This is a genomic window from Pseudomonas crudilactis, from assembly GCF_013433315.1.
In the GTDB taxonomy this organism is placed as follows: domain Bacteria; phylum Pseudomonadota; class Gammaproteobacteria; order Pseudomonadales; family Pseudomonadaceae; genus Aquipseudomonas; species Aquipseudomonas crudilactis.
Window position 1 is genome coordinate 116,077 of sequence record NZ_WXVV01000018.1, and the last position, 16,977, is coordinate 133,053.

General features: G+C 62.6%; 10 protein-coding genes. 2 read left to right on the forward strand and 8 right to left on the reverse strand.

Translation table 11 applies throughout. The features are described from left to right. Positions 1 to 5: 5 nt before the first annotated feature. The 4 genes from GTU76_RS20000 to GTU76_RS20015 form a co-directional block, all read right to left on the reverse strand. A complete protein-coding gene (locus GTU76_RS20000) occupies positions 6 to 1,523 on the reverse strand; it encodes a TolC family protein (protein ID WP_016983933.1) in 1,518 nt (505 codons plus the stop codon). Between the two features lie 46 nt (positions 1,524 to 1,569). Beyond that, positions 1,570 to 7,986: an Ig-like domain-containing protein gene (locus GTU76_RS20005; protein ID WP_180699405.1), complete on the reverse strand. Its 6,417-nt coding sequence runs from the start codon at positions 7,984 to 7,986 to the stop codon at positions 1,570 to 1,572. Between the two features lie 56 nt (positions 7,987 to 8,042). Next, the gene (locus GTU76_RS20010) at positions 8,043 to 8,888 is read right to left on the reverse strand and encodes a sulfotransferase (RefSeq protein ID WP_026000640.1); all 846 of its coding nucleotides are present in this window, start codon (positions 8,886 to 8,888) and stop codon (positions 8,043 to 8,045) included. 150 nt (positions 8,889 to 9,038) lie between these two features. Continuing rightward, on the reverse strand, positions 9,039 to 10,619 hold the full coding sequence (locus GTU76_RS20015; RefSeq protein WP_180699406.1) for a glycosyltransferase family 39 protein: 1,581 nt from the start codon (positions 10,617 to 10,619) through the stop codon (positions 9,039 to 9,041). A gap of 238 nt (positions 10,620 to 10,857) precedes the next feature. Here GTU76_RS20015 and GTU76_RS20020 point away from each other — a divergent pair, with 238 nt between their 5' ends. Together GTU76_RS20020 and GTU76_RS20025 are read left to right on the forward strand one after the other, a co-directional pair. Beyond that, positions 10,858 to 11,445, forward strand: coding sequence for a phage tail protein (locus tag GTU76_RS20020; RefSeq protein ID WP_016985569.1), 588 nt, complete (start codon positions 10,858 to 10,860; stop codon positions 11,443 to 11,445). Positions 11,446 to 11,499: 54 nt separating this feature from the next. Beyond that, positions 11,500 to 11,811 (forward strand): DUF6916 family protein, encoded by a 312-nt coding sequence (locus GTU76_RS20025; protein ID WP_016985568.1) that lies wholly within the window; start codon positions 11,500 to 11,502, stop codon positions 11,809 to 11,811. A 47-nt stretch (positions 11,812 to 11,858) separates the two neighbouring features. Here the strand turns inward: GTU76_RS20025 and GTU76_RS20030 are convergent, their stop codons facing one another. From GTU76_RS20030 to GTU76_RS20045, 4 genes are read right to left on the reverse strand one after another with little or no spacing between them, the layout of a single operon-like run. Continuing rightward, positions 11,859 to 12,353: a GNAT family N-acetyltransferase gene (locus GTU76_RS20030; RefSeq protein WP_180699407.1), complete on the reverse strand. Its 495-nt coding sequence runs from the start codon at positions 12,351 to 12,353 to the stop codon at positions 11,859 to 11,861. A gap of 11 nt (positions 12,354 to 12,364) precedes the next feature. After that, positions 12,365 to 14,461: a site-2 protease family protein gene (locus GTU76_RS20035; protein ID WP_180699408.1), complete on the reverse strand. Its 2,097-nt coding sequence runs from the start codon at positions 14,459 to 14,461 to the stop codon at positions 12,365 to 12,367. After that, on the reverse strand, positions 14,462 to 15,781 hold the full coding sequence (locus tag GTU76_RS20040) for an efflux RND transporter periplasmic adaptor subunit (RefSeq protein ID WP_180699409.1): 1,320 nt from the start codon (positions 15,779 to 15,781) through the stop codon (positions 14,462 to 14,464). Then, positions 15,778 to 16,557: an efflux RND transporter periplasmic adaptor subunit gene (locus tag GTU76_RS20045; protein WP_175552823.1), complete on the reverse strand. Its 780-nt coding sequence runs from the start codon at positions 16,555 to 16,557 to the stop codon at positions 15,778 to 15,780. Before GTU76_RS20045 ends, GTU76_RS20040 begins: the two co-directional genes overlap by 4 nt. Positions 16,558 to 16,977 lie beyond the last annotated feature (420 nt).

Below are 16,977 nucleotides of genomic sequence, written 5' to 3' on the forward strand. Positions count from 1 at the left end.
TGACCTCACGGTGCCGGAGCATGCGCCACCACCGGCACGGAGATATCCCCCGCCGCCCACGCCGACTCACGATTGGCCAACGCGGTGGCGATCGACTGCACTTCGGTCGACTGCACCTGATCCGGCAGCGGATCGAGGCCGGCACTGGCGAAGATCTGGCCGTAGGCATTGCGCAGATCGGCGTACGACAGATCGCGGCGCAGGTCTGCTTGCAGGTTGTTCAGCTCGCCCTGAATCAGGTCCAGCTCACCGATCCCGGCAGCCTGATGGCGGTTGCGCAACTGACCGACGATCTGCCCGTCGATGTCCGACAGTTGCTGGTTAGTCTTGAACTGCCGCAGCGCCTCCTGGTAATTGGCGTTGGCCACGTAGAGCTGCGCCAGCACCGCGATCGACATCGCCTGACGCCGCGCCGTGGCGACTTCTTCGCCGGCCTTGGCGACGTTGATGGCGGCCGGGGCGGAGATCACGTTGAACAGGTTCCAGGTGACTTTGACGCCGTAGTCGGCCCAGCCCTGTTCGACGAGGAACGAGTTGCTGTCGTAATGCCCGCCAGCCGAGAACTCCAGACCCGGCAGCAAACGCAGCATGGCCTTGCGGGTTTCGGCGGCGCTGATGCGCGTCTGGTAATCCTGCTCGCGCAGTTCCGGGCGGCTGGTCAGCGCTTCTTGTTCGAGTTTGGCCAGACCGACCTTGAGCTCGGGAATCTGATAACCGTCATCGGTTGCCAGCGTCAGTTGGGTGCCCAGTGGCAGGTTGATCAGCGTCGCCAGTTCGGTTTTCGCCAGCGACAAGGCGCGACGCTGCTCTTCCAGTTGCCGGGTCGCTTCGATCAGCGAGCGCTGGTAACCAAGCGACTGCACCGGATCGCCAATGCGTTGATCGCTCAGGGTCTGGCTGTTGTCGCGGGCGGTCTGCACCCGTGCCATCAGGCTGTCGATCTGCTTGAGCAGACGTTCGGCGGCCATCGCTCGCCAGTAGGCCGAGCGCACGTCCTGGACGATGGTGTTGATCACTTTGCGGCGCCGTTCCTGAACGATCAGGCGCTGGTCGCCCTGCTGTTTGGCGCTGATGTAACTGACGCCGAAGTCGAGGACGTTCCAGACCATGGTCAGGTCGGCGACGTCGCGGTCGCGGTCCTGCGAGGTCGACGGTTCCAGAGACTGGGTGCCGGTGCGTACGCTCTGGCTGCTGGAGGCGTTAACGTTGTTGCGCCCGACGTAACCGGCGTCCAGCGCCATGCGCGGCAGCATGTCGAAACTGGCGAGGTCGAGCTGCCGCTTGGCCAGCGCTTCCTCCATGATCTTCAAGCGGCCTTCGAGGTTGTACTTCACGGCGCGGGCCATGGCCTGGTGCAGGGTCAACGGACCGCGCAGCGGTTCCTGATCCTTGTACATGCCTTGCAGATCGCTTTTGGCACGCTGTTCACTGACGCTGCGCTCAATCGGTTCACTGGTCACCGCACATCCGCTGATCGCCAGCGCCAGCAGGCTGGCGCCGAACAACTTCTGACTTCTCTTCATCCCTGGATCGCCCCTAGGTCCCGCACAGTGTTGAGTTATGGTTTTTTCAGGCCGATATTTCGCTGATACCGACCTGTTGCAACGCCGCCGCCAGGTTGTCGACCCGGTGTTGCTCGCTGTCTTTGAGTTCTTGCAATTGCTGGCCCAGCGTCGGTGCGCCAAACACGCCGCGCAGGCCTTGAGAAATGTCGCCGGTCTTAAGTGAGTGACTGCCAAATGCGTTCAGCGAATCGCGCTCGGCGCCGCTGTTCTGGTTGAACAGGCTCGACAGCGTGCTGCTGGCGAAGACGCCGCCATCGCCGCCGCCAAAACCGAGGAAGCCATGACCGGAACCATCACCCGAGTTGTCGCTGCTGGCGAACACCTGAGCAATAAAGCTCGGGCTCAAAGCGCCGTGATTGATGAAAATATCGCCCAGCGGGCGAATGCCGTTGCCGATCACCCGCTGCTCGAACAGCGGAGCAAAGGTCAGCGGGGAGCCGAGATCGCCGGTCGGCGCGGTGAAGATGATCGGTTGCAGCGGCAAGCTCGGTGGCGGTGGTGGCACCACCGGGTCGCTGCTGCGAATCAAAGGATCGGGAATGACCACACTGATTGGCGCAGTGGGCGGCGTCGGTGGAACGACTGGCGGCACCGTGTTGATCGCGTAATTGTTCGAACTGCTGACGCCGCTGCCGCTGTTGCCTGACAGATCGCTGACCCCGGCACTGTTGACGCTGATGGCATTGCTGGCGCTGTTGACGTTGGCATTCGGCGTCAGGGTCGCGGTCCAGGTTTTGCCGCCGTCACTGCTGCTCAGATTGGACAGAGTGCCGTTGCCGACATTGATGTCCGCCAGATCAAAACCACTGACCGCCTCATTGAAGGTGATGGTCACTGGCGAGGTCTGGCCGAGGCCGAGGTTCGGATTGGCAATCACCACCGTCGCCGTTGGCCGTTCGCTGTCGAGCGCATAGTTGTTCGACACCGCCACCGTGCTGCCGACGTTACCGGCCAGGTCAGTGACGTTGCTGGTGTCCAGCGCGATGAAGTTGCTCGGGTCGTTGACGTTGGCGGTCGGCGTGAAGGTCGCGGTCCAGGTCTTGCCGCCATCACTGCTGCTGAGGTTGCTCAGATCACCGTTGGTCACGCTCAGGTCGGACAAGTCGAAATTGCTCACCGCCTCGCTGAAAGTGAAGGTCACCATAGTGGTCTGGCCGATGCCCAAGTGCGAATTGGCGACCACGATGTCCACCGTTGGCCGGGTCGCATCCAGCGCGTAATTGTTGGAAATGGCGATGCTGGCGCCAAGGTTGCCAGCCAGATCCTGCACACCAGCGGTGTCGACGATGATCAGGTTGGTTGCATCGTTGACGTTGGCGGTCGGTGTCAACGTGGCGGTCCAGGTGATGCCGCCATCGCTGCTGGTCAGGTTCGCCAGTGTGCCGTTGGCGACGCTGATGTCCGACAGATCGAAACCGCTGACCGCTTCACTGAAAGTGATAGTGACCGTGGTGGTTTCACCGATGCCCAGGCGATTGTCGGCGACCACAATGGTCGCGGTCGGCAACGCCGTATCGATGGCGAAATTGTTCGAATCGGTGGTGCCGACGCCGCTGTTGCCGGAGGCGTTGGTCACGCCGCTGTTGTCGAGGGTGATCAGGTTGCTGGTGTCGGTGACGTTGGCGGTCGGCGTCAGCGTAGCGGTCCAGGTGATGCCGCCGTCGCTGGAGACCACATTGCTCAAGGTGCCGTTGGCGATGGTCAGGTCAGCGTTGCTGAAACCGCTGACCGCTTCACTGAAGGTGATGGTTACCATCGAGCTTTCGCCGGCCTTGAGCGAGGTGTCCGCAACGACGATGGTCGCCGTCGGCACTTCGGTCTGTACCGCATAGTTCGCCGAGTTGGTGGTGCCGGTGCCGGCATTGCCGGCCAGATCGCTGATGCCAGCGTTGTTCAGCACGATCAGGTTGGTGGCATCACTGACGCCGATGGTCGGCGTGAACGTTGCGGTCCAGGTGATGCCGCCGTCGCTCGACGAGACATTGCTCAGCGTGCCGTTCGCAACGCTCAGGTCGCTGTTGTCGAATCCGCTGACCGCCTCGGAGAAGGTGATGGTGACGAGCGCGGATTCACCGGGACGCAGATCGGTGTCACTGATGACGATGGTGGCGGTTGGACGCTGGCTGTCGATGACGTAATTGGCCGAATCGGTGGTACCGCTGCCGGTGTTGCCCGCGATGTCAGTGATGCCGGTGTTGTCCAGGGTGATGATGTTGCTGGTGTCGGTGATGCCCGCCGACGGCGTAAACGTCGCCGTGTAGGTGATGTTGTCCGACGTGCTCAGCCCGGAGAGCGTGCCGTTGGCCACGGTCAGATCGGCCAGAGTCAAACCGCTGACCGCCTCGCTGAAGGTGATGGTCACGGTGGTGGTCTGGCCGACGCCCAGTGCCGAGTCGGCAAGTGCAATGGTTGCCGTTGGGCGTTGGGTGTCGATGGCGTAGTTGTTGGAGTTGGTGGTGCCATTGCCCGCGTTGCCGGAGGCGTTTTGCACGCCGCTGTTGTCGAGGGTGATCAGGTTGGAGGCGTCGGTGATGTTGCTGGTTGGCGTGAACGTCGCCGTCCAGGTGATGCCGCCGTCGCTGCTGCTCACCGCAGTGAGTGTCCCGTTGGCGATGGTCAGGTCGGCATTGTTGAAACCGGTGACGGCTTCGCTGAAGGTGATGGTCACCGTCGTCGTCTCACCAATCGTCAGGCTGTTGTCAGCGACGACGATGGTCGCGGTCGGTGCCACGGTGTTGATGGTGAAGTTGCCCGAGTTGGTCGTGCCCGTGCCGGCGTTGCCGGCCAGGTCAGCGATCCCGGTGTTGGCCAGGGTGATGATATTGCTGGTGTCGTTGACCCCCACGGTCGGCGTGAACGTCGCTGTCCAGGTGATGCCGCCGTCCGCACTACTGACCGCCGTCAGCGTGCCGTTGGGGACGGTCAGGTCGGCGTTGGTGAAACCGCTGATCGCTTCGCTGAAGGTGATGGTCACCAGCGAGGTTTCGCCGGCGCTCAGGGCAGGATCGGCCATCACAATGGTCGCCGTCGGACGCTGGGTGTCGATGCTGTAATTGTTCGAATCGGTGGTGCCGCTGCCAGCGTTGCCGGCCAGGTCGGCGACGCCGGTGTTGTCCAGTGTCACCAGATTGGTGGCATCGGTGATGTTCGCGCTCGGCGTAAACGTCGCCGTCCAGGTAATCCCGCCATCCGCGCTGCTGACAGCTGTCAGGGTGCCGTTGGCGATGCTCAGGTCGGCGTTGGTGAAACCGCTCACCGCTTCGCTGAAGGTGATGGTCACCAGCGAGGTGTCGCCGATCTTCAAGGTGTTTTGCGCAAACACTACGGTGGCGGTCGGCCGCACGGTGTCGATCGCGTAATTGTTCGAGTCGGTGGTGCCAGTGCCGGCGTTGCCCGCCAGATCCGCGACCCCGCTGTTATTCAGGGTGATCAGGTTGGTGGCGTCGGTGATACTGCTGGTCGGCGTGAACGTCGCCGTCCAGGTGATGCCGCCATCCGCGCTGCTGACAGCGCTCAACGTGCCGTTGGCAATGCTCAGGTCTGCGTTGGTGAAGCCGCTCACCGCCTCGCTGAAAGTGATGGTCACCAGCGAGGTTTCACCGATTTTCAGCGCGTTGTCGGCGACCACGATGGTCGCCGTCGGCCGTAGCGTATCGATCGCATAGTTGTTGGAATCGGTAGTGCCGGTACCGGTGTTGCCGGCCAGATCCGTAACCCCGGCGTTGTTCAGGGTGATCAGGTTGGTCGCGTCGGTGGTGCTGCTGTTCGGCGTAAAGGTTGCCGTCCAGGTAATGCCGCCATCGCTGCTGCTCAGTCCGCTCAAGGTGCCGTTGGCCACCGTCAGGTCGGCGGCGGTGAAGCCGCTCACCGCTTCGCTGAAGGTGATGGTCACCACAGAGGTTTCGCCTGCCGCGAGATTGGTGTCGGCAACGACAATGGTCGCTGTCGGTCGCACGGTGTCGACTACATAATTGGCCGAATCGGTGGTGCCGCTGCCGGCGTTGCCGGCCAGATCCGCTACCCCGGTGTTGTCCAGGGTAATCAGGTTGGTGGCATCGGTAATGCTCGCGTTCGGGGTGAACGTCGCCGTCCAGGTGATGCCGCCGTCGGCGCTGCTGACGTTGGTCAGCGTACCGTTGGCAATGGTCAGGTCGGCGTTGGTGAAACCGCTCACTGCCTCGCTGAACGTGATGGTCACCAGCGAGGTGTCGCCGATTTTCAGGGCAGTGTCTGCCATCACGATGGTTGCGGTCGGTCGCTGAGTATCGATGACGTAATTGTTGGAGTTGGTAGTGCCGACGCCTGCCACGCTGTCGGACACGGCCGTCACCCCGGTGTTATCGAGGGTGATGAGGTTGGTGGTGTCGGTGATGTTGTTGGTCGGCGTAAACGTCGCCGTCCAGGTGATACCGCCGTCGGCGCTGGACACATTGTTCAGCGTGCCGTTGGCAATGGTCAGGTCGGCGTTGGTAAAACCGTTTACTGCGCGACTGAAGGTGATGGTCACCAGCGAGGTTTCGCCGATTTTCAGCGCGGTGTCGGCGACCACGATGGTGGCGGTCGGCGGTTCCACGTAAGCAGTATTGAGGGTGCCGCCGTTGTTGTAGATCCCCACCAGTGCGCTCGGCGTCGTGCCGGTCGAACCACCGTTGGAAAGACCACCGCTACCGCTGGCGGCGCCGTTGCCGCTGATCGCGGCGAAGTTGCTCGCGGTGATCAGCACCACACCGCCGTTGTTCCAGATCGCCCCGACGCCGCGACCGCCGGCACCGCCATCGGCACCGTTGCTGCCGACCCCGCCGCCACCACCACCGCCGCCGCCGGCAGCAATGTTATTGCTGATGACCGAGGTGCCGATGACTTTCAGGGTGCCGCTCGCAGCGTTGTAGATACCGCCCGCCGCATTGCCGCCAACACCGCCGACTTTGTCCCAACCGGAACCGCCACCGCCGCCGCCAATCGACAGGCTGCCGTTGCTCGCCGAACCACCATTGCCACCATGACTATAACCGGCACCGGCGCTGCCGCCATTGCCGCCCACGCCACCGGTGCTGGTGCCGCCCCGGCCACCCATGTCGGTCGGGCTGTAACCGCCGCCATAACCGCCGGCATTGGCACTGCCTGCGCCCCCGGCATAAGTGCCTGTACCCGGGCCGGACGAACCGCCATGGCCACCGGTCTGGCCACCGATACCCGCACCGCCGCCACCGCCACCGCCGACATAACCGCCGGTTACACCCCCGCCGCCACCACCGCCGGAAGCGGCGTTCGCGGTCACAGTGACGTTGTTCAGGGTAAGAATGCCGGCGTTGAAAATGCCGCCGCCCATGGCGCCCGCCGCCGCCGAGCCGCCGTTACCTCCGTTGCCGGCGACCAGGCCTTTGGTGATTACCAGGCCGTCGAGGGTCACGGTGCTGCCGGAGGTGACTTCCACCACGCGGGTTTTGTACTGACCATCGAGGGTCACGTCGGCCACGCCGTCGTTGTTCAGGTCGCCATCGACGGTGATGTTCTTGTTGATCAGCAGCTCGGAAGTGAGCTGCACGGTCATGCCGGAACTGAACGTGACGATATCGCCGTTCTGCGCCGAGGCCAGCGCCGCGCGCAGCGAGCCGACGCCCGAGTTGAGGTTGTTGGTCGCGGTCCAGGTGGCCAGGCCCCACTGGTACTCGCTCATGGCTTTGCTCGACAGCACGTTGGCGCTTTCGATGGTGCCGGTGGCGATCTCCAGATCCCAGTCGCCACCTACGCCTGTGCGGTTGTTCGAAGCGGCCACATCACGCCCGGTCAACTGCGCCAGCGAGTCGACGAAACTCAAGCCGCGATCACCTTCAGCGGTGTAGCAGCCGTAAATCAGGATATCGCCGCCAGCGTTCATGTCCTTGCCGATTTCCGCGAGAACCACGCTGCGTTGAGCGACGTTGTCTGCCGACAGATAACTGTTGCCCAGCCACAAATCACCGGCATTGCCGTGGGCAATGATCTGCACCGAGCTGACGCCGTGATGTTGATCGAGGAAGTCGGCGATCTGCTGCAAACCATCCTTGCTGGCGTCGAGTTTCACCACTTGCGTGCCGGGAGCAATGCCTTGCAGCAGACTGTCGGCATCCTTCACCCGCGAATCGACGAACACCACACTCTGACCGGGCACCGCGACCGGGCTGGCCGCCGGCGTGGCATCAGCCTGGCCGTGGGTGTCCTTGCTCGCTACGGGATGGTCAGCCACCGGCGCCTTGGCCGCCTCGGCCGCGGTGGGCGCATGGCTGTCGGCTTGCGCAGCGGTATCGGCCACGGTGGCAGCCACCGCGCCGTCGAACAGCATGCGCGGCTCCAGCGACATGATCATCGGCGCGGCCAGCGAACGCTGACCTGCGGTTGCCCGAGACTTGACCTTTGCACCGCCAAAAATGCTCCACCACATGTTGCTCACCCGAACTCGAACGAAGGTACGTAAGGCATCAATGAAAAACGCCGCGATCAACTGATCGCGGCGTCGGACTTCATACGAATGACATTGGCGGCGCTGGCTGAGCCATCGAGCCAAAAGGACAAATCAGCGTATTGCTTGAACAGGTCGGGCGGCAGAATGGTGCGCCGTGACTGCAAGGCCACTTTCGGTTTGACCTTGTGCAGGCCAGCCAGGCCAAGGCCCTGGTCGAACTCCGGCGCGTCATAGGCCAGATGCTCGAAATCGTGCTCGAACCAAGGCTCGCCAATGAACTCGTAGACCAGCCGCAACACGCGCTCAGGCGCCTGGGTCAGCAAGTCGTAATCGATGATCAGCAATGAGTCGGCTTGCTCGCCGTAATAGGCTTCCTTGAGCGCGGCCCAGGCAAAACCCACCAGGCGATTGCGCTGAGCCAGGGTTTCGCAACGGCTGTACACCGTGTTGCGCTCAACGGCATCGCCAAACAGTTTGGTGTTTTCAAAGGGATTGGCGCGGTACAGCCGCTCGAGGCTGTCCATCACCCAGGCGACGTTGCGCACGCAGGCAATCACTTTAGCCTGGGGAAACAGGTCGTTGAGTGCCGGCAGACGCGAACTCCACTGCCGATTGGTGTCGAACACCACCGGTTTGTCGGCCTTGTCGGCATAGTAGGCGTCGAACAGACCACGCAACAGGCGACGGCGCATGTCGGTGTCGATCACCGCACCGTACTCGCTGCCGGCGCTGCATTGTTCGAGGACACTGGCGAACAGCGATCCGACCGGGCTGGTCATGCCGGCATGAAAGCGCGGGTTCTGCAAAAGAATTGCAGAAAGCAGGGTGGAGCCTGAACGCGGCAAGCCGGAGATAAAGTGGAACTGCTGCAATCCCTTCACCCTGATCTAAAGTCCCTTTGTCCGGCAAAGCGTAGTCCAACAACCACCCTGCGACTAGTAGTGTTTTGATATCAACTCAGAGCAAAAAGGACTAATCGGTTAACTTTTAATCGCGAATTTGAAGGTGAATCGTTTTAGTCTCAATAGCCGCTATCGCGCTGCGGATTTCGGCGTGATCAAGCGCGCTTGCGCCCCGCCCGCCTGGACTTGCGCGGTGATCTGCCAAGTGGCGGGCATTGGTGCAAACTCAGCCGGGCCATCCTGGGTGCCGACCAGCCATATGCGGGCATTGCCGGAAAGGTCGGCAAGGCTGTCGAGGTAGACATCGGCGCTGACCAGCGTACCGAAACCATATTGATTCGGGCGCAGCGAGCGGCCGTCCGCAGCGGGCGGCGTGTACAGCCGCACCTGTGCGCCGGTGCGATCGTAGTAGACGTAACTCAAATACCAGAGCATGTCGCTGGTGATGATGCGATCACCGGGCTGGAAATGCTGATTGACGTAGTTCACCACGCGATCGAACTGATCGTTGCTGTCGACCGTGGCGTTGTTGTTCAGGCCAACCATTTCCACCCCGAGCAACGACACCAGCACCGCCATCGCGAGGATCCGCACGCGGCTGTACAAGCGGTCGATGGCCAGCGCCGCCAGCAGCGGCAAACCCAGGGCGTAAGCGGTCAGATAGCGCTCGATGAATATCGGCGTGATGAACGACACCGCAAACACCAGCAACAGCGGTAAGCCGGTGTACAACGCCAGCAGGACACTGCCGCGCGACACGCTGCGATCCCGCAGCACCGCCACCGCCGTCAGCAGCAACAACGCCAGCGGCAATGCGCCGAACACCAGCAACGGCAAGTGTTCGCCGTCATCCTGGATCAACCATGTCCAGATCATCGACGGCAACGACGCCAGCGTCACCGGGTCTTCCCAGCCGACATCGCCACCGACCTTGAGTTGTTCCATGTGCTGCGTCAGATCGATCAGGTTGGGCAACCACGGCAGGTACAACGCCGCGATGGCCAGGTTCGCCAGCCACCAGCCCGGGCGCTGGATGTGCCGCAAGCGATAGCCGCGCCGAAACCGAATAACAGCCAGATAAATCCAGTGACACAGCGCCGCCAGCACGGCGAAGTAATGGGTGTAGAGCGCGGCCGTCATCAACAGCGCATAAATCACCAGATAGCGATGACGCTGCGGTCGGCGGATCCAGTAGACCAGCGCCAGCGTCGCGGCGATCAGCAGCAGGCCGAGCAGCGAATACATGCGCACTTCCTGGCTGTAGCGCACCGCTGTCGGCAATAACGCCAACAGCAGCCCGGCGAGGATCGCCGCGCGGCGCGTGGCCAAGCGATCCACCAGCCAGATGCCCATGGCGACCGCAGCGACACCGGCCAGAGCGCTGAGGCAACGGATGGCAAAAATGCCGTCGCCGAACAGTTCGATCCAGCCATGCAGCAGCATGAAGTACAGCGGCGGGTGCACATCGAACGCCGCGTGATGCCAGATATCGGCCAACGAATAGCGCGCCAGCAGCAGGCTGGAACCTTCATCGCCCCAGATCGCCGCAGCGGTCAGGTCGTAAAAGCGTACGGCGCCAGCCAACAACAGAATCGGCAGCAGCCAGTGTTCCCTGGCCCAGCGGATCAAACGCAAGCGGGCAAACCACGAACCCGGCAGCGCGTGCGGATCCTGTGTGTCGCCCACCGGTGTCACTCTGTTGACCGCCATTGCTGCCTCTTGCCGTGCCACGACACCACGCCTGTATAAGCCCGAACCTGCCAGTCACTCTAGGTCAGGCGCAGGAGTACCGTCGATGCCGATTTGCGACTTCACGACATCCGGCAAGCTTGCCAATCCGCGTCTACGCTCTGGCGTGGCGTGACCTGGCCACGGAGTGCCAAGGCAATAGCAACCGCCTGAACCCACTAGCGGCCCGCCGACAACCAATCAGAAGGATAAGGACTTTATGGACGTTTACATGGGCACTGTTCTGACGTTTGCCTTCAACTATGCGCCCAGCGGCTGGGCCTTGTGCAACGGTCAGATCATTGGAATCAGTCAGAACCAGGCGCTGTTTGCATTGCTCGGCACCACTTACGGTGGCAACGGCACCGTCAACTTCGGCCTGCCCAACCTGCAGAGCCGCATGCCGATCTGCCAAGGCAACGGCGCGGGTCTGACGCCGCGGGTCATGGGAGAAATCTCCGGCGCCGAGCAAGTCACGGCCACCCTCAACAATCTGCCGAACCACACCCACACCCTCGCCGGCCTCACCGCCACCACCACCGTGCAACTGGCCAACCCGGCAAGCAATCCGGCCGGCGCGCCGACGGCGGCCAACGCCTACATTGGTGCGTCGGGCACCGGGCCGGGTCTGGCGAATATCTTTTCCGACGCGCAGGGCGCATCCCCCGTGCCGCTCAAAGGCGCTGCCACCACCATCAGCGGGACGATCAGCCCCACCGGCAACGGCCTGCCGATGCCGGTGATGAACCCGTATCTGGTGCTCAACTTCAGCATCGCGCTGAACGGCATTTTCCCTTCGCGTAACTGACCGACCGCCGGGGGAGCCACCTCCCCCGGTTTCCAACCTTGGCGGAGCGAGAACATGCTGCAATCGGTTCAAAGCCAACACTTCCAGGCATTGCTGGGGCGGATCGGCACCCTGCATTTGCCCGATGGCACTGAGTTACCTATCCACATCGACGAACTTGCGGAAAAGCCTCTGGCGCAAATGCGCTACAGCGAGCGCATGCCCTTCAGCGTCGAACTGAGCAGTCTGCAACCGACGGAATTCGTCGATGGACTCTGTGCGTTTGAATTGCCGGAACTGGGGCGGGTCGACGACATCTTCGTATCACGGGTACCCCCCATGGGCCGGAACCCGAAGTTGGCTTACTTCCACATCACCTTTAACTGACACGACATTTTCCCTGTAGGCCTTCGCCTACAGGGTTCGCTGCGGATTCAAGCGGGATACCAGACCAGTCGCTCCGCCGCCGGGTTGCGTTCTTCAACCGCAAACCCGAGCGCGAGGTAGTGCCGTCGCGCATGGGGATTGCTGGTCCAGACCACCGTCGCCACCGGGCAACGAATCTGTTGCGCCGCTTTCTGTACCCCTTGCAGCACGGCGCGGCCATAACCCTGGCCGCGTGCCTGCGGAATGAACGCCAGATACAACACGCGAATCTCGTTGGTGCCGAAATCGGTGCTCAACGCGCCAATCGCGGTGCCGAGTTTTTCCACCACGTAGTGCATGGCGTTGGGGTAGTTGTCGCCCATGCCCTGCTCCTGCACCTGGAACTGCTGGGCGACCAGTTGCTGCACCTGTTCCTGCTCGCCGTCGATCCATTGCAGGTCCGGCCGCGCCGTCTGATACAGGCCCTGCAAAAACGGCCCGTCGCTTGCCCGCGAAGGCCGCACCACTAATCCTTCTGCCGCCACTGCTGCGTTGTCCGCCATCGTGCTCTCCGTTAGAAACCGCTTTCCCTGACCCCCAGCGCCGCCATTCGGCGCCAGGCGACGCCGATCAGTGACTCACCGCTGCCCTGCAACACCACCACGCCGCGCAACGGTTGTACCGGTGTCGGCGCTGTGTCGAGCACGCTGAGTCGTGCGCCGTATTGCGCCTGCACCGGCTCTGCCCGCTGCTGTTGATCGCGGCGCACGGCAATCGGCCCGTGGTGATCGGAGGTCAGCGCCTCCTGATCGACGTAGGCTACGCCGTTGGTGTCGATTTCATTCAACTGCACGGCGAGCGCCGGGTGCATCGGGTCATCGGCGATGAAGCGGCCGCTGGCGCCGGGTTTGACTCGCCACAATTCGGCTTCGGCGAGATAACCGCGCAGGCGCGCGCCGTCCTCGACCACTCGGGCCAGCGCATCGCGGGTCGACAGCCAGCGCCCGACTGTCATGTTCGGCAGCAGATCACGCACGCTGCCGGCCTGCGGTGCGCGCAGCAAAAGGCGCTCGCGTTGTGCCGACAGCCCACGGTATTCGGCGACCGCTTCTGCCAGCCGCTGCTCGACAATGCCGGCGTCGGCAGCGGTTTCGCTGCGACTGGCCTGGCGGCGCATCAACAACTGCTGAATCTGGATTTCCCGACGCACGATCGCCAGTCGCGATTCGAGGTCCGGTGATTCCAGTTCAATCAGCACATCGCCCTGAGCGACTTTCTGCCCGTCCGTCACGTTCACCGCTTTGACCCGCGCCGCCGTCGGTGCATGCAGAGCACTGGTGCGCCCGGCTTCGAGCATCGTCGGCAACTCCACCGAACTGCGCCACGGCACGATCAGCACCAGCAACAACCCGAGCAGCGCCAACCCACTGAGCAACACGCGCGGGCCGTGCGCCTGTTCGCGGCGGCTCCACCACTGGCGCCACTCACGCATGATCGGCAGAAAAATGAACCAGACCAGTTCCACCAGCATCAGGAAGATCCCCAACACCTTGAAGAACAGGTGATAGACCGCCAGCGCGATCCCGAAAAACAACGCCGCACGCCACAACCATGAGCCATACCCCCAGATCAGCAAACGCCGTTGCATCTTCGGCGACCACGGCTCCGGCGCCGGTGCGCCATAGCCAAACAAAAACTCGCGCAGGCGCCAGCGACACAGAGCAAATGCGCGGCCCTGCAAGTTGTCGACTTCCCAGAAATCGCTGATCAGAAAATAACCATCAAAGCGCATGAACGGATTGAGGTTGACCACCAGCGTTGTGATCCACGTGGCGCTGGCGAGCATGAACGCCGCCGTGCGTCCCGGGCCGTCCGGCAGCAACGACCATGCGAGTAGCGCAATACACGCCAACAGCAATTCCGCGAGCACACCGCCGGCACCGATCAGCAATCGCGCACGGCGATCATTGACCCGCCAGGCATCACTGACATCGGTATAAAACATCGGCAGCAAAACCATGAACGCCACGCCCATGCTCTGCACCCGACACCCCGCGCGCTTGGCCATGAACGCGTGGCCAAACTCGTGACAGAGCTTGGCAAAGAACAGCGCCACGCCAAACGCCAACGCGCCGCCGAGGCTGAACAGGTGCGGAAAGGTGCCGACAAAGCGCTGCCAATCGCGCGAGACCAGAAACACGCCCAGCGCCAGCGTCGCCGGTAATCCATAGCGCAGCAGACGCGGGCCGAAGCGCGCAAGCCACGGCCAGGCCCGATTGAGAAACGCGTCCGGGCGCCACAGCGGTATGCGGAAAAACAGATATTGATGCAGGAGGATTTGCCACAGACTTTGCTTTTGCGCCAAGGCCTTGAGTCGATAACTGGCGCGCTGTTGATCGTCGAGCGCGCTGATCAAATCGTGGCCACGGAGAAACTCCAGCAACTGCTCAAGCTCCGTACCGTCCAGCGGCAAGCCCGGCTCACGATTGGCCGCATGCAAGACTCGTTCGGCGTCGCCCAGCGACCAGTGGCGCAGCAGGCGCATCGCCGCACTGCCGAGTTTGAAATAACGCCCGCGCACCGGATCGGCCAGGGTCCAGCGCGGCGAACCGTCCAGGGCCGGCGCCGCGGGCGACAATTGCAGGTCGGCACGCAGGCTCGGCAGATTCATCTAGAGGCCCACGCTCTGGCGCAAACCGGCCAGTGGCCGGCGCAGCAGGTACAACGCCAGCGGCGCGCGGTCGCCGAAGATTTTCGCTGTGCCACGCAGGCCGATGCGCGGGGGGGCGTCAGCGAAGTTGGCGTCGAGCCGATAAGCCAGCTGTCCACCCGCGGTGGGCTGCGCCTCGTACGCCGAGCGCTCCAACGTGGCGAGATGACGCTTCAATGGGTCGCTGTCGAGAAACAGCGCGACTTCGGCGCCGGACTCAAGGGAGATCGCATCGCCCACCGCCAGTTCGATACGCAGTTCGGCCTGGTTCGGGTCGGCGATGTCCATCAGGCGCTCACCGGTCTGTACCGGTTTGCCGGTCAAACGCTCGGCGTCGGCGAACACCGCAATGCCGTCGCGCTCGGCGCGCACTTCGCTGCGCTTGAGCAGCTCGCGGGCGTAGTCACGTTCGGCGCGTTTCTGTTCAACGCGGGCGGCGAGCAAATCGACTTTTGCACTCGATTCGGCATCGGCGAACGAGCGCTGGGAGTTGGATTTCAGCTCAGCTTCCGCCACACCCAACGCACGCTCGGCAACGTCGGCCTGCGCCTTGAGCGTGGTGCTTTCGAAACGCACCAGTACATCGCCGGTTTTCACCGTTTGATTGGGTTTGACCAGAAACTCGGCGATCACCCCGTCCAGCGGCGCCGCCACCACGCGCCCGCCCAGTGGCACCACTTCGGCCGGGGCCAGCACCGATTGACGCACCGGGATCAACAGCCCCAGTAATAGCACCGTGACCAGTGCCACCTGACGTTTACGGGTCCAGCGCAGCCGCCACGGTTTGCGTGGTTGCAGCGCCAGCCAGGCGTGGCTGTAGGTATCGCCCAATTGCGACAGCAAAACTTGTTCGGAAGGGTTCCACGGCACATCGCGGGCCAGCCACAAACCGCCAAATACCTGCGCATCGCGATCAACCAGCGGCAACCAGAACACTTGCGTGGCGGACAGGCTGCGCCAGTCAGCCTGGATCGATTCGCTGAACAACTGCGGCGCAATCACTCGCGCCTGCTTCAGCACATCCTGCTTGAACAACTGCGCCACGGCCTGCTCGACGAACGCCACGAACGGCGCATTCGGCTCGACCGCACTGACGCCGGTCACGGCTTGCACCTTGCCGGCGATCAACAACGCGGCATGACGAAAGCCAAACAACGACTGGCCGTCATTGACCAGGCTGTAGGCCAGTTGCGCGGCGTCACGGGCCGCGCGGGTCTGGCGTTCCAGGTCAAGAAAGCGCGCGAACACCTGCTCGGCGCCGCCGCTCACCGGGGCGTTCACTTAAGCTCCGGGAAACGCGCGGTGCCGCTCATGCCGGCGAGCAGGCCTTTGGCTTCAGGGAGTGTTGCTACGAGCAACAGGGTCTGACTGCCCTCATCAATGCGCGCGCCGAGGCGTTTCACCGTAGCATCGATCGGCTGACCGGTTTCATCGGGAACGAAGCTGAACGTCTGGCCGGGCTTGAGTCTGGCCATCCAGCGCGACGGCACCAGCAAATGAATTTCCAGAGTGCGGTTATCCACCACATCGAGCAGCGGCGCGCCGGCCGACACGCTTTCATAGCGCTGCACCTTGCGCTCGACCACTTGCCCGTCGAACGGCGCGACCACGCTGCAGCGCTTGACCTGCACTTGATACACCTGGGATTGCGCCTGGGTTTCGCTGACCTTGGCCTCGGCCCGCGCCACTTCGAAACGCCCGACAGAGTTGAGTGCAGCCAACTGTTTGTTGTGCGCCAGCTCCTCACCAGCACCACGGCTGGCCGCCTGCGCGGCATTCAGTTGCGCTTGATAGGCCGAGCAATCGAAACGGGCCAACGTATCACCCTTCTTGAACGACTCGCCCTCGCTGAACGGCAACTCGACAATCCGCCCGGAAAGCTCACTGGCCAGCGTCGCCTGATCGCGCGCCCGCAACACCCCCCGCGCCTCACTGCTCGCATTGGCCGCTCCCGACGCCGGATTATCCAGCAGCGGATCGTCTGGCCCGGGCGTTTGCGCCTGAACTGCACACGTTACTAAGGTCAATCCGACAACCCAACCGCGAAAACGCTGCATAACCGCTACTCCCTGACGGATGTGCGGAGTCTACGACAGCGGGGGTTAGCGTCAAGCGAAAGGCCATCACTCTTCGGAAATGTAATGTTTCAAAAGAGAAAGCCGCTCTATGACCGTTTAAAAGACGTAGGCAAATTCCGGCGTCCTACGCGAGTTGGGGATACTACTGATTGCTCACTGCGAAAACGGCGATAGACAGACTACCTATGCAAATAGGCGCGAGGCGAATTTACCTCTCTCTGCAACAACCTCTGACACACAAGCCCTTAAATGGCTTGACCGTGGCGGATACCAGCAACCAAAACTGACAAGCCGGTGCTGGGGCTAAACCAGCGGAGTGAGCGTGCAATTATTTGGTGGTTGACCTGCATGACGCGCTCAATCTAGGATTGCCTTACTCAACCCCGTACGTAGCGATTC

Excerpts from the sequence above, each read along its gene's own strand:
- GTU76_RS20000 (WP_016983933.1), bottom strand. The coding sequence starts at position 1,523 with ATGAAGAGAAGTCAGAAGTTGTTCGGCGCCAGCCTGCTGGCGCTGGCG.
- GTU76_RS20005 (WP_180699405.1), bottom strand. The coding sequence starts at position 7,986 with ATGTGGTGGAGCATTTTTGGCGGTGCAAAGGTCAAGTCTCGGGCAACC.
- GTU76_RS20015 (WP_180699406.1), bottom strand. The coding sequence starts at position 10,619 with ATGGCGGTCAACAGAGTGACACCGGTGGGCGACACACAGGATCCGCAC.
- GTU76_RS20020 (WP_016985569.1), top strand. The coding sequence starts at position 10,858 with ATGGACGTTTACATGGGCACTGTTCTGACGTTTGCCTTCAACTATGCG.
- GTU76_RS20025 (WP_016985568.1), top strand. The coding sequence starts at position 11,500 with ATGCTGCAATCGGTTCAAAGCCAACACTTCCAGGCATTGCTGGGGCGG.
- GTU76_RS20030 (WP_180699407.1), bottom strand. The coding sequence starts at position 12,353 with ATGGCGGACAACGCAGCAGTGGCGGCAGAAGGATTAGTGGTGCGGCCT.
- GTU76_RS20035 (WP_180699408.1), bottom strand. The coding sequence starts at position 14,461 with ATGAATCTGCCGAGCCTGCGTGCCGACCTGCAATTGTCGCCCGCGGCG.
- GTU76_RS20045 (WP_175552823.1), bottom strand. The coding sequence starts at position 16,557 with ATGCAGCGTTTTCGCGGTTGGGTTGTCGGATTGACCTTAGTAACGTGT.